This is a genomic window from Streptomyces coerulescens (assembly GCF_042657965.1).
In the GTDB taxonomy this organism is placed as follows: Bacteria; Actinomycetota; Actinomycetes; order Streptomycetales; family Streptomycetaceae; genus Streptomyces; species Streptomyces coerulescens.
Window position 1 is genome coordinate 466109 of the sequence record NZ_JBHSKM010000007.1, and the last position, 12132, is coordinate 478240.

Annotated in this window: 14 protein-coding genes; 11 read left to right on the forward strand and 3 right to left on the reverse strand. The window is 71.9% G+C overall.

What is annotated here, in order from left to right:
* Window positions 1-108 precede the first annotated feature (108 nt).
* Entirely contained in the window at window positions 109-855 is a 747-nt protein-coding gene (locus ACFPQ9_RS13990) for a lysozyme (RefSeq protein WP_380852184.1), read from the reverse strand.
* A 206-nt stretch (window positions 856-1061) separates the two neighbouring features.
* On the opposite strand from ACFPQ9_RS13990, the gene ACFPQ9_RS13995 reads away from it, so the two are divergent.
* From ACFPQ9_RS13995 to ACFPQ9_RS14005, 3 genes are all read left to right on the forward strand, one after another.
* Entirely contained in the window at window positions 1062-1790 is a 729-nt protein-coding gene (locus ACFPQ9_RS13995) for a class II aldolase/adducin family protein (protein ID WP_380852187.1), read from the forward strand.
* Window positions 1791-2163: 373 nt separating this feature from the next.
* Window positions 2164-3279: an alpha/beta hydrolase gene (locus tag ACFPQ9_RS14000; RefSeq protein ID WP_380852190.1), complete on the forward strand. Its 1116-nt coding sequence runs from the start codon at window positions 2164-2166 to the stop codon at window positions 3277-3279.
* Between the two features lie 473 nt (window positions 3280-3752).
* A complete protein-coding gene (locus tag ACFPQ9_RS14005; protein ID WP_380852193.1) occupies window positions 3753-5156 on the forward strand; it encodes a hypothetical protein in 1404 nt (467 codons plus the stop codon).
* Window positions 5157-5169: 13 nt separating this feature from the next.
* On the opposite strand, the gene ACFPQ9_RS14010 is transcribed toward ACFPQ9_RS14005, so the two are convergent.
* Window positions 5170-5583 (reverse strand): VOC family protein, encoded by a 414-nt coding sequence (locus tag ACFPQ9_RS14010; RefSeq protein WP_380852196.1) that lies wholly within the window; start codon window positions 5581-5583, stop codon window positions 5170-5172.
* 258 nt (window positions 5584-5841) lie between these two features.
* Here ACFPQ9_RS14010 and ACFPQ9_RS14015 point away from each other — a divergent pair, with 258 nt between their 5' ends.
* The 3 genes from ACFPQ9_RS14015 (at window position 5842) to ACFPQ9_RS14025 (ending at window position 8932) form a co-directional block, all read left to right on the forward strand.
* Window positions 5842-7440 (forward strand): ABC-F family ATP-binding cassette domain-containing protein, encoded by a 1599-nt coding sequence (locus ACFPQ9_RS14015; RefSeq protein WP_380852199.1) that lies wholly within the window; start codon window positions 5842-5844, stop codon window positions 7438-7440.
* 335 nt (window positions 7441-7775) lie between these two features.
* Entirely contained in the window at window positions 7776-7997 is a 222-nt protein-coding gene (locus tag ACFPQ9_RS14020) for a helix-turn-helix domain-containing protein (RefSeq protein ID WP_004002281.1), read from the forward strand.
* A gap of 131 nt (window positions 7998-8128) precedes the next feature.
* The gene (locus ACFPQ9_RS14025; protein ID WP_380852207.1) at window positions 8129-8932 is read left to right on the forward strand and encodes an enoyl-CoA hydratase/isomerase family protein; all 804 of its coding nucleotides are present in this window, start codon (window positions 8129-8131) and stop codon (window positions 8930-8932) included.
* Window positions 8933-8942: 10 nt separating this feature from the next.
* Here the strand turns inward: ACFPQ9_RS14025 and ACFPQ9_RS14030 are convergent, their stop codons facing one another.
* On the reverse strand, window positions 8943-9665 hold the full coding sequence (locus ACFPQ9_RS14030; protein WP_380852210.1) for a nucleopolyhedrovirus P10 family protein: 723 nt from the start codon (window positions 9663-9665) through the stop codon (window positions 8943-8945).
* Between the two features lie 88 nt (window positions 9666-9753).
* Between ACFPQ9_RS14030 and ACFPQ9_RS14035 the strand changes: the two genes are divergently transcribed.
* From ACFPQ9_RS14035 to amaP, 5 genes are read left to right on the forward strand one after another with little or no spacing between them, the layout of a single operon-like run.
* Entirely contained in the window at window positions 9754-10230 is a 477-nt protein-coding gene (locus ACFPQ9_RS14035) for an Asp23/Gls24 family envelope stress response protein (protein ID WP_380852213.1), read from the forward strand.
* 45 nt (window positions 10231-10275) lie between these two features.
* Window positions 10276-10467 carry a hypothetical protein gene (locus tag ACFPQ9_RS14040; protein ID WP_380852216.1) on the forward strand — a complete coding sequence of 64 codons (192 nt, stop codon included), beginning with the start codon at window positions 10276-10278 and terminating at the stop codon, window positions 10465-10467.
* Window positions 10464-10871 (forward strand): Asp23/Gls24 family envelope stress response protein, encoded by a 408-nt coding sequence (locus ACFPQ9_RS14045; RefSeq protein WP_380852219.1) that lies wholly within the window; start codon window positions 10464-10466, stop codon window positions 10869-10871. Before ACFPQ9_RS14040 ends, ACFPQ9_RS14045 begins: the two co-directional genes overlap by 4 nt.
* A complete protein-coding gene (locus tag ACFPQ9_RS14050; RefSeq protein WP_380852222.1) occupies window positions 10868-11548 on the forward strand; it encodes a DUF6286 domain-containing protein in 681 nt (226 codons plus the stop codon). Before ACFPQ9_RS14045 ends, ACFPQ9_RS14050 begins: the two co-directional genes overlap by 4 nt.
* Window positions 11545-12132 (forward strand): alkaline shock response membrane anchor protein AmaP, encoded by a 588-nt coding sequence (amaP, locus tag ACFPQ9_RS14055; protein ID WP_380852225.1) that lies wholly within the window; start codon window positions 11545-11547, stop codon window positions 12130-12132. The genes ACFPQ9_RS14050 and amaP overlap by 4 nt, the downstream gene beginning before the upstream one ends.

Here is a 12132-nt window from a genome sequence, read left to right on the forward strand (position 1 = left end):
AACCTGGGTGAACGAAAGGTGAACTGGGAGGGGTCGCACGGTGTCTGGGAGCGCCGGAATGGGAGACCATCGGTCCGCCGGTCGCCGCACGGCCCAGGCGTGGCCCGGCTAGTGGCCTCGGGCGAACTTCCTCAGCTGGGTCATGGAGCCGTTGAAGAGATTCTGGTCACCCGGCAGGCTGCCGCCGTTGTCGTACTGCCAGAAGGTCCAGAACTGCCATCCGGCCGGCATCGAACCGGCCGTCGAGGAGTTGTAGCGGGCTATCCACAGCGCGTGGTTCGAGGCGAAGGCGCGGCTGGTGCCGGTGCAGGTGTTCCACCAGTGGGTTGTGGTGTAGATCACCGGGCGACGGCCGGTCAGCCGCTTCACCTCGTTGCTGAAGGACTGGATCCAGCCGGCCATCTTCGCCTTGCTCAGTCCGTAGCACTTCTGCTTGCCGTACGGGTTGTACTCGATGTCGAGGGCGGGCGGCAGAGTCCAGCCGTCCGACCGCCAGCCGCCCCCGTTGCGGACGAAGAACGCGGCCTGGGTCTTGCCCGACGACTTGTTCGGCAGCGCGAAATGGTACGCGCCGCGGACCAGGCCCGCGGTGCGGGCGCCGTTGTACTGCTGGCTGTAGTAGGGGTTGCGGTAGGTGTGGGACTCGGTCGCCTTGACGTAGACGAACCTCGCGCCCTTCGCCTTGGAGTTCTGCCAGTTGACGTTCTTCTGGTGGGACGAGACGTCGTGCCCCTTGGGCTTGCTCGCGGCCGCCGCCGGGATCTCGGCGAGAGCGGTTCCGCCGAGGGCGAGGGCCGCCACGGATATCGCTATGAAGCGCGAGCGGTGACGGGACGGTTTGTGATCACGGGCCATGCTTCCCCCCGGAATGGCGACGTGTGCGACAAATCTCCCAGAGGCTACTGGAAGATCGTTGAAAGCTGATCGATCTCTGGCCAAGGCGGGGCGGGGGTGGTGTATCGCCTTGTGCGCCCTCCCGGAGGCCGGACTTTCCCCTTAAAGTGCGCCGCCCCGGTGGCGACTTGACGCCGCGTCGACGCGGCGGCTGGCAGGATCGCCGCATGGTTGAGGAGCGGCGCGATCAGCGGGGCGCACGGGATGCGCGGGAGGGTGCACAGGAAGTGGGGGAGGCATGGGGCAGGAGTGCGCGCCCTGAGGAGGCGGAGGTCTGGGAGGACCTCGTGGCGACCGCACGGCGGACCGTCTCCGAGGGGCTGGTCGTCGGCACGTCCGGCAATGTCTCGGTACGGGTCGGCGACACCGTGCTGGTCACGCCGTCGGGGGTGCCCTACGACCGGCTGTCGCCGGAGGACGTGACGGGCGTCGACCTCGACGGGAACCAGGTGCTGGGGTCGCTGGTGCCGACCAGCGAACTGCCGATGCATCTGGCGATCTACCGCGCCACGGACGCCGGGGCCGTCGTCCACACCCACGCGGTCCATGCGACGGCGGTCTCGACCCTGGTGCCCGAGCTTCCGCTGATCCACTACATGGCCGCCGCGCTCGGTGGCCCGGTGCGGGTCGCCCCATATGCGACGTATGGCACCGGGGAGTTGGCCGAGAACATGCTCCAGGCCCTCACCGACCGCACCGCCTGCCTCCTCCAGAACCACGGCACGATCGCCTTCGGCACGACCCTGGACCAGGCCTACGACCGCACGGCCCAGCTGGAGTGGATGTGCCGGGTCTGGCTGACGGCCTCCTCGGTCCCGGGCCTCGTCCCCGCCCTGCTGTCCGAGGGGCAGGTGGCGGAGGTGGGGGAGCGGTTGCGGGGGTATGGGCAGCGGTGATGCCTGCGGCGGCCCCTTTCGGTGTGTGGGGGTGCGGGTAGCGCCTGCGGCCGGTGGGTGGGTCGGGGCCGTGCCGGGGGGGGTGTCCGTCCCCGGTCGGGCGGTTGCTCTTCTCAGGAGGGGGGCTGTTTCCTGACGCCCGCCGCTGCGGGCGGACACCCCCCGGCACGTCCCCTTGCGCCGTCGGCGGCCGCGGGTGCGTCTCGGCGCGGGGCGGCCGCGACCCCGTAGGGGCGCGGGGAACTGCGCGACCAACCCCTACGGGCCCGCGGTCGTCGTCGGACCCGGTGTGGCAACCTCTGGGCCCGGCGGCCGCTCACTCCACGCCGCCCTCCCACTGGCCGCTCCCCCCGTCCACCCGGACACTGGAGGGGTGCGCACTGTCAAAGCGACGGCCGCCGCCGTCACCGTGGCTCTGGCCGCCGGCGCCGCGAGCGTCGCCGCCGGGCGGTTCGCCAGTGGCGCCGCGCTGACGGCGCCCCCCGGCAGGCCCCTGCCCACCGAACCCCGCCTCACCGTGCATGCCACGGCCGCCGGCCAGATCGCGCTGACCCGCGACCTCGCCTCCCTGCGCCCCGGCACCTACGGTCTGGCCGGCGACGGCTCGCACGCGGTCGTCGGCCCCGTCCTCGCCGCGGCGAAGCACTCCGCCGACACCGTCGTACGGCGTCTCGAACGCGTCACGCACGGCACCTTCCAGCCTGGCGACAGCATCTGGTTCACCCCGAACGTCTACGTCGGCAACCCGAGCGCCGCCCTCGGCCTCGACCATGCCGACATCGACATCCCCGGCGAACTCGGCTCCCTGCCCGCCTGGTTCGTGCCCGGCGCCCGGGACACCTGGGTCATCGCCGTGCACGGCCTCGGCACCACTCGCGAACAAGCCATGAACGTCATGCGGTTCCTGGGCGGGCGGCACTTCCCGGTCCTCGCCCTCGCCTACCGCGGCGACCTGGGCGCACCGCGCGCGCCGGACGGCCTGAACCACCTCGGCGAGACCGAGTGGCGCGACCTGGACGCGGCGATGCGCTACGCCGTGCGGTACGGCGCCCAGCAGCTCGTCCTGCTCGGCTGGTCCACCGGCGCGACCATGGCGCTGCGGGCCGCCGCGCACTCGGGACTGCGCGACCGGGTCTCCGGCCTCGTGCTGGACTCCCCGGTCCTGAGCTGGGAGACCACGCTGCGCGCCCTCGCCACGGCCCGTCACACGCCGAGCGTGCTGCTGCCGCTCGCGGTCCGCGCCGCACAGGGCCGCACCGGCATGAACGCCGACGGCGAGGCCCACGCCCCCCTGACCGTCCCGACCCTGGTCTTCCACGGCCCCGACGACCGGGTCGCCCCCTGGGCCCTGTCCCGCCGCCTGGCCGACACCCACCCCAACCTGGTGACCCTGCAGAGGGTCGACCGGGCCCCGCACGCGGCCATGTGGAACGCCGACCCGGAGTCCTACGAGGAGTCCCTACGGCGCTTCATGACGCCGCTCATGTGAGTCCGGGCCCGTTTCCTGACCCTGCTCATGTGACGTCCCCGGGCCCGTTTCCTGACCCTGCTCATGTGACGTCCCCGGGCCCGTTTCCTGACCCTGCTCATGTGACGCCCACGGGCCCGATTCATCACGCCGCTCATGTGACGCCCACGGGCCCGCTGCATGACGCCGCCCATCAGACCGTCCTCCGTCCCGCGCCGCGCGCCGCCACCGGCCCCCGCCTACCCCGTCCCGGCGCCCCTTCCGTCCGCCGCTCGAACTGCCGTACCCGAACCCCGGTGAGCTGCCCCCGGTATCCGTCTCCATCCCCTCGGCGGTCCCGCTCCGGCAGCGGTCCGAGGGATTCCGTTTAAGGGCGTACCAGTGGCCTGTTATCGGCCCTCAGTGGCTCGCCGGACCCCGTGCGTTGGCCATCCCCGTCGCCCCTCGTGACATTCCGTTTGGGTTTTCGGACCGTCAACCGGAAGACTGCACCCGTGACGTCCCGTATCCCGCGCGACTCCAGGCTTCGACTCGTCCGCCCGCGACCCCTGGCCGCCGCCCCCCGAGCTGTGAACCAGCGGCGCCCACGGCGCCCCGCACCCCGCCCCCCGGAGGGCACACCGGCCCAGGCCGAGCTGGCCAGAATGGCTCGCTCGGGTCTGGCCGCCGCGGCCCGCGTCGCCCACTGGGCCGACACCGCGCTGCGCCCCGGCCACGGCGGCACCCACTCCGACGGCAAGGGCACCCTCTCCGACGCGACCGCCGAACGGGCGGCCACCGACCTGGGCCTGACCGTGGCTCAGGTGCGCGCCGACTGGGACACCGCGCGGCTCGCCGGTCTCGTCGAGGTGCACGGCGACAGCGCCCGCCCCGGCTGGCGGCTGCGCGCCTGGGACCGCGACGACAGCGCCGTACTGCGCGGCTGGGTGGCCCTTTTCGACGCCTGGTCGCTCGCCCACCCGGAACCCGACGACTTCGAGCACGGTGCCGTCGCCGACGTCGTCTCCGCCCTGCCCCAGGTGCTCTCCTTCCTCCAGCTGTCCGCCGGACCCGTCCCCGTGGAACAGCTGCTGGACCTGCTGGAGCAGCGCGTCACCGAACTGCGCACCGAGCGCTGCGAGATCCCCTACGGGCCGCGCCCCGAGCCGGTCACCTCGCCGGTCGCCACCGAGGACACACCCCTCGCCCCGCTCCTCGACTGGGCCCTGCACGCCCTCACCTCCGTCGGCGCCCTCACCTGCGGCGACGGCCAGGCCACGCTCACCCCGCTGGGCAGCTGGGCGGTCTGGGTCAAGCTGGAGCAGATCTGCGTCGCCGCCCAGAGCCCGGCCGGGAACATCGAGCAGGCCGCCGAGGACATGCTGCGTGGCTGCGCCCAGCTCCGCCCGAACGCCGCCCGCGACGAGTACCGCGCCTGGCTCGCCGCCCGCCCCGTCGGCAGCGCCGTCACCGAACTCCTCGTCGCCGCCCGCGGCGACGACGCCCTCCTGCGCGGCCTGGCCTTCGAGGCGCTGCGCGTCGTGGGCGCCCCCGCCGAGCCCGACGTACGCGCCGTCGTCGACGAGCCCGCCCTGCGGCCGTACGCCCTGCTGTGGCTCGCCGAGCACGACGGCGTCGACCCCGAGGACGCCCACGAGGTGCTCACCCGGGAAGAGGCCACCTGGCTGTGGGTCGACACCGCCGCCGCCGTCACCGACCACGGCGAGGCCCCGATGCTCGTGCGGCACCTGGAGTCCGCGCTCCAGCCGACCGTCCCCGCCCTGCTGGACGAGGTGCGCACCGTCGGACACCCCCGCACCGTTCAGGTCCTGGTCGCGCTCGCCGCCGCGCACCCCGACCCCGCCCTCGCCAAGGCCGTACGCCGTGCCGCCTTCCAGGTGCACACCGGGGGGAGCTGAGCCGGAGGGGTGCTCAGCCTCCGGTCTCGGGGGCGTAGGTGCCGAAGCTCCACACATTGCCCTCCAGGTCCCGGGCCATGTAGTCCCGTGAGCCGTAGTCCTGGTCCGTCGGGGGCATCAGGATCTCCGCACCGTGCTCCACGGCCCGCCGGTGGTGTGCGTCGACGTCCGCCACGACGACGTACACCCCGGTCGTGCCCGAGTCCTTCATCACCTTGTCGAAGGCGCTGCCGGTGCCCTTCGAGCCGAGCATCACCGCGCCGTTGCCCTGCGCCAGCTCGGCGTGCCCCACCTTGCCGTCGTCGGTCTCGTAGACGGCCAGCTCGGTGAAGCCGAAGGCCTCCGTGAGCTGCCTGATCGCCGCCTTCGCGTCCGCGTACAGCAGCGTCGGGTAGATGCTCGGACGCCCCTGGCTCGTGTCTGCCATGCCGATCACCCCTTTGTGATCCTGCCTCTGATGCGACTGCGACCAGTCTCGCAGCGCCCACTGACAACGGCCCGCGAACCGGAGCCGCACCCCCCGAAGTGCCGTACGTCACGACAGGGCGCCCGAACACCCGATCCCAGAAAAAGTGGTTGCACCGCCCCGTTAGACTGGCCTCATGGCCATTCTCCTCGCGCATTAGACGGCGGGAACGTCCTCAGCCGCCCATCCCGCCACCTATCCCTGCCCTGGAGCCTGTCCGTGATCTCCGCCTCCGGTATCGAGCTGCGCGCCGGTGCGCGCGTCCTCATCGAGTCCGCGACCTTCCGCGTCGCCAAGGGCGACCGCATCGGCCTGGTCGGTCGCAACGGCGCCGGCAAGACCACCCTCACCAAGTGCCTGGCCGGCGAGGGCATCCCCGCGGGCGGCAACATCACCCGCTCCGGCGAGGTCGGCTACCTCCCCCAGGACCCCCGCACCGGCGACCTCGACGTCCTCGCCCGCGACCGTGTCCTGTCGGCGCGTGGCCTGGACGTCCTGATCCGCAAGATGCGCGAGAACGAACAGCGCATCGCCAACGGCCAGGGCGCCACCCGCGAGAAGGCCCTCAGGCAGTACGAGCGCCAGGAGACGGAGTTCCTCACCAAGGGCGGGTACGCCGCCGAGGCCGAGGCCGCCACCATCGCCGCCGCGCTCAACCTGCCCGACCGGGTGCTCGGCCAGCCGCTGCACACCCTCTCCGGCGGTCAGCGCCGCCGTATCGAGCTCGCCCGGATCCTGTTCTCCGACGCGGACACCCTGCTGCTCGACGAGCCGACCAACCACCTGGACGCTGACTCGATCGTCTGGCTGCGCGACTACCTCAAGACCTACCGCGGCGGCTTCATCGTGATCTCCCACGACGTCGACCTGGTCGAGACGGTCGTGAACAAGGTGTTCTACCTGGACGCCAACCGCGCCCAGATCGACGTCTACAACATGGGCTGGAAGCTCTACCAGCAGCAGCGCGAGGCCGACGAGAAGCGTCGCAAGCGCGAGCGGCAGAACGCCGAGAAGAAGGCCGCCGCGCTCAACGCCCAGGCCGACAAGATGCGCGCCAAGGCCACCAAGACGGTCGCCGCGCAGAACATGGCCCGCCGTGCCGAGCGGCTGCTGTCCGGCCTCGAAGAGGTCCGTCAGTCCGACAAGGTCGCCAAGCTCCGCTTCCCCGAGCCCGCGCCCTGCGGCAAGACGCCGCTGACCGCCGAGGGCCTGTCGAAGTCGTACGGCTCCCTGGAGATCTTCACCGACGTCGACCTGGCCATCGACAAGGGTTCGAGGGTCGTCATCCTCGGGCTCAACGGTGCCGGCAAGACCACCCTGCTCCGGCTCCTCGCGGGCGTGGAGCAGCCGGACACGGGCGCGGTCATCCCCGGTCATGGCCTCAAGATCGGCTACTACGCCCAGGAGCACGAGACCCTCGACCCGGAGCGCTCGGTCCTGGAGAACATGCGCTCGTCCGCCCCCGACCTGGACCTCGTCGAGGTCCGCAAGGTGCTCGGTTCGTTCCTGTTCTCAGGCGACGACGTCGACAAGCCGGCCGGTGTCCTCTCCGGCGGTGAGAAGACCCGTCTCGCCCTCGCCACCCTCGTGGTGTCGTCGGCGAACGTGCTGCTCCTCGACGAGCCCACCAACAACCTCGACCCGGCCAGCCGCGAGGAGATCCTCGGCGCGCTGCGCACCTACAAGGGCGCCGTCGTCCTCGTCACCCACGACGAGGGCGCCGTCGAGGCGCTCCAGCCGGAGCGGATCATTCTGCTGCCGGACGGCGTCGAGGACCTGTGGGGCGCCGATTACGCGGATCTCGTCGCCCTCGCTTGATCGAATGCGTGATCAACAGGCTATGGATCATTCGGCCCATCGGTGATCCATCATCTGTGTGAGATCTCCTCGTACCGAGGTGTGTGCTACATCGAATTTGCGGCCGAGTCCTTTATCGACAAGGGCTCGGCCGTCGTGCAGCCCTGACCTGGGGGTTCGTAAAAGAACCCGTTCGGCCGTACGGACAGGACCTCGTGGAATTCGGAATTCCGCATGTGGGGATGTGCTCCTGTCGTCAAAACCATGTCTCACGGACCTTGCCGAATGGGTGGCCATGAAGGCCCGGAGGGGTGATCATGAGGAGACCAGAGCGCACTTCCCATGAGGAGGCACGGGTGGCCGAGACTCTGAAGAAGGGCAGCCGGGTAACCGGCGCCGCGCGCGACAAGCTCGCGGCAGACCTGAAGAAGAAGTACGACTCCGGTGCGAGCATTCGGGCGCTGGCCGAGGAAACCGGTCGCTCGTATGGCTTCGTTCACCGGATGCTCAGCGAATCGGGCGTCACGCTCCGTGGGCGTGGCGGGGCGACGCGGGGCAAGAAGGCCGCATCGTCCTGAGCCCGGGCGGCCCATCGGCTTCGATGGTGGCCACCCGGTCGGTCAGCTGACTGGCCGGGTGGTTACTGTGCAGTCACTTAGTGGGTGCCTCTCCGGCATCCCCGAATGACCGCACGCATCGGAGGCACCGCATGGCTTCGCCCGACCAGGAACTCGCTCCCCTGCTCGACAAGAACGGCGTACGGCTCACCGTCGACGGCGCGATCGCCACGGTGACCCTGACGAACCCGGCCAAGCGCAATGCGCAGAGCCCCGCCATGTGGCGGACGCTCGCCGAGGCCGGGCAGGTCCTGCCGGGCAACGTGCGGGTCGTGGTGCTGCGCGGCGAGGGCAAGTCCTTCTCCGCCGGACTCGACCGGCAGATGTTCACCCCCGAGGGGATCGAGGGCGAGCCGTCCTTCGTGGAACTCGCGCGCAGCAGCGACGGTGAACTCGACGCTGCCATCGCCGAGTTCCAGGACGGCTTCACCTGGTGGCGGCGTAACGACATCGTGTCCATCGCCGCCGTGCAGGGCCATGCCATCGGTGCGGGTTTCCAGCTCGCGCTCGCCTGTGACGTGCGCGTCGTCGCCGACGACGTGCAGTTCGCCATGCGCGAGACCAGCCTCGGCCTGGTGCCGGACCTGACGGGCACGCATCCGCTCGTCGGTCTGGTCGGCTACGGCCGCGCGCTGGAGATCTGCGTGACGGGACGCTCCGTGCCGGCCGAGGAGGCCGTGAGCAGCGGCCTCGCCAACCTCGCGGTGCCCGCCGACCAGCTCGACGACGCCGTACGGGATCTGGCGGGGGCGATCGTCGCCGCGCCGCGTGACGCGGTCATCGAGACCAAGGCGCTGATTCGTGGCGCCGTGGACCGCACGTACGACGAGCAGCGGGGCGCCGAGCGCGCCGCGCAGGCACGCCGGCTGCGGGATCTGGCCGGCCTCGGCGAGTGACTCGCGGCGGTCAGCCGACGGCTGTCACCAGCACGGCCACCGTCGGATGATCCGCCAGTGCCTCGCGCACCCTCTTGCGGACCTCCCGGGCCACATCCAGGGCCCGGTGGTCCCCGCTCACCGCGATCTCCACGCGCACATGCCGGGCCGGCAGGGCGGCCGTGCCCTGCCGCTTCTCGATGTGCACCGCCTGCCCCAACCCACCCAGGGAGGCCGTCAGCCGGCCCACCCCCGGGACCGCCAGGGCCGCGGCGGCGACACGTTCCTCGTCGGGGTTCGCGGGCTCGGCGGCCCGCGCGGGCTCCGGCGGCCGTACGGAGTCAGGCTCGGCGTCCTCGTCGAGCAGGGCCGTCACCCGTAGATCCACCTCGCTCACCTTCAACCCGAGGCGTTCCGTCGCGGCCGCGGTCAGCAGCGCGCGCAGCCGGTCCGCCGTCGTCGGCAGCGGCTCGGCCGCCGTCGCCGCGAGATCGGCCGTCACCCGCAGCGGCCCCGGGGGCAGCGCGCTCGGCGGCGCCGGTACTGCGGCGTCGTGGACGTCCTCCGGATCACTGAGCGCGATCCGCAGCGCCTCCAGCCGGACCCCGCGCATATCCCCGGCCGCGCGCCGCAGCACCGCCTCGGCCGCCTGCTCGAAGATCCAGGCGCCGTCGCGCGCGCCGCCCAGCGGCAGCAGCCTGCCGAGCCCGACCTGGTATCTCACTGCCTGCGTCCACCGGTCCGCCGTCGTCATTCCTCCAGCCTGCCCCATCCCTGGAGCGCCGTGCGGCAACCGCACTTACGGTGGTCGAAGGAACGACAAACCGAAGGGACGGACGGCGATGACCGAGACGGAGCAGAACCGGACGCAGAACCCTGAGGAGACAGTGGCCTCGTCGCGCAGGACCACCAAGCGCGGCGGCGGTGACCCGGCCGGCCGTGGACGGACCACCATCGCCGACGGCGTCGTGGAGAAGATCGCCGGAATGGCGGCCCGCGACGTGGTCGGCGTGCACGCCATGGGCAGCGGCATCAGCCGCACCTTCGGCGCCGTACGGGAACGCGTGCCCGGCACGTCGAAATCCGTGACCCGTGGCGTCAGCGCCGAGGTCGGCGAGGTGCAGACCGCGCTCGACCTGGAGATCGTCGTCGACTACGGCGTCTCGATCGCCGACGTGGCACGCGCCGTCCGGGAGAACGTCATCGGCGCCGTCGAGCGGATGACGGGCCTGGAGGTCGTCGAGGTCAACATCGCGGTGAGTGATGTGAAGCTTCCCGAGGAAGAGGAAGAAGAGCCGGCACAGCCCCGGATCCAGTGACCAGGGACGACACGAGGCGCCGGCGGCAACCGATCGGAGGGCACCATGAGCATGGCCGTGGTCGGCATGATCGCCGGCATGGCACTGGGCTTCGCCGGATACTTCGGTGGGTTCGGCGCCTTCCTGCTGGTGGCGGCGCTGGGTGCCGTCGGGTTCGGTGTCGGCCGGTTCCTGGAGGGGGACTACGAGCTCGGCGACTTCTTCCGCCAGCGTGACGGCCGCCGCGACCGGCGGTGACGGCGGTGAGCGGCGAGGGCACGGAGACCGGCAGCCCGGCGCCCGTCGTCCCGGCCGGTGAGCGCGGGGCGACGCGGATCGCCGACCGGGTGGTCACGAAGATCGCCTCCCAGGCGGCACGCGAGGCCGTGGGCCGGCTGCCCAAGGACGCCGCCCGGGCCTACGCCCATGTCGTCATCCGCCCCCAGGCCGCGGAGGGGACCACGGTCGACGCCGCCCGGGTCCGCGTCCACGTCGAACTCGAATACCCCACCGACATCGGCTCCCGGTGCGCGGCGGTGCGTCGGCGGGTCGTGGAGCGGGTAGGCGCGTTGGTGGGCATGGAGGTGCCGGAGGTCGCCGTACATGTGGAGCGGCTGCACCCGGCGCCCGGACAGGGCGCGGCACAGGGGAGGACGCGATGAGCGAGTCCCAGGGGTCCGAGGGCGGCACACAACCACTCCCGGTCCTGGAGAAGGAGACCGGCCCCGAGCCACTCGACCAGTCGGCGTCGGCGGCGGACTACGAGCCCCCGCCCGTGCTCGACGGCGAGGGCGGCCGCGAGGGCCGCTTCTGGTCGGCCCGCCGGATCCCGGCCGCGATCACGGCGCTCGTGCTGATGTTCCTCGCGGGCGTCTTCCTGTACGACATCGCCTCGGTCCGCGCCGAGCGGCCCCCGATGGCCTGGCGCCGGGAACTGGCCCGCCAGCTCGCCGAGCGCCCCCTCGACGACGTCTGGGTGCTGGTCGGCGCGGGTGTCGCCGCCGTCCTCGGCCTGTGGCTGCTCGTCCTGGCCGCCACACCCGGTCTGCGTCAGGTGCTGCCGATGCGGCGCACCCACACCGACGTACGCGCCGGACTCCACCGCGACCTGGCCGCCCACGTCCTGCGCGACCGGGCCATGGAGATCTCCGGCGTCCAGTCGGTAAAGGTGCGGATGGGCCGGGCCAAGGCCGACGTCCGCGCGGTCTCGCACTTCCGCGACCTGGACGACGTACGCGCCGACCTGGACGCCACGCTCGCCGACGCGATCAGGGGCCTGGGGCTGTCCCGCCCGCCGGCCCTGTCGGTGCATGTACGCCGGCTCGGACGGAAGGGGTGAGGACCGTGCTCAGGGTCGTCAACCGGGTGCTGATCGGGTTCCTCGGGCTGGTGCTGCTCGTCATCGGCGGCTCGGTGCTCGCCATCGGCCTCGGCGCCCCGGCTCCCTCCTGGTGGATCCACGACGACCGCCATGACGTGCTGCTCAGCGACGCCGAGCGGACACGCTGGCGCGACGACGGCTGGTGGTGGCCGACGGTCATCGCCGTCCTGGTCGTCCTGGTCGTGCTCGCCCTGTGGTGGCTGACCGCGAACCTGCGCCGACGCCGCCTCACGGAGGTCCTGGTGGACACCGGGGACGGCGAGGGCGCACTGCTGCGTGGCCGGGCCCTGGAGAGCGTGCTGGAGAGCGAGGCGGCCGGCCTGGAGGGCGTCCAGCGCGCCCACGTACACCTGACCGGCCGGCGCAGCACTCCGGAGAGCCGGGTACGGCTCCTGCTGGCACCGCACGTCAACCCGGGGACGGCGTTGAACGACCTCACCACCCAGGCCCTGGCCCATGCCCGCACCTCGGCGGGCCTGGCGTCACTGCCGGCGGAGGTCCGTCTCAAGGGCGTCAAGCACGGTGCCGAAAGGGTCAGTTGA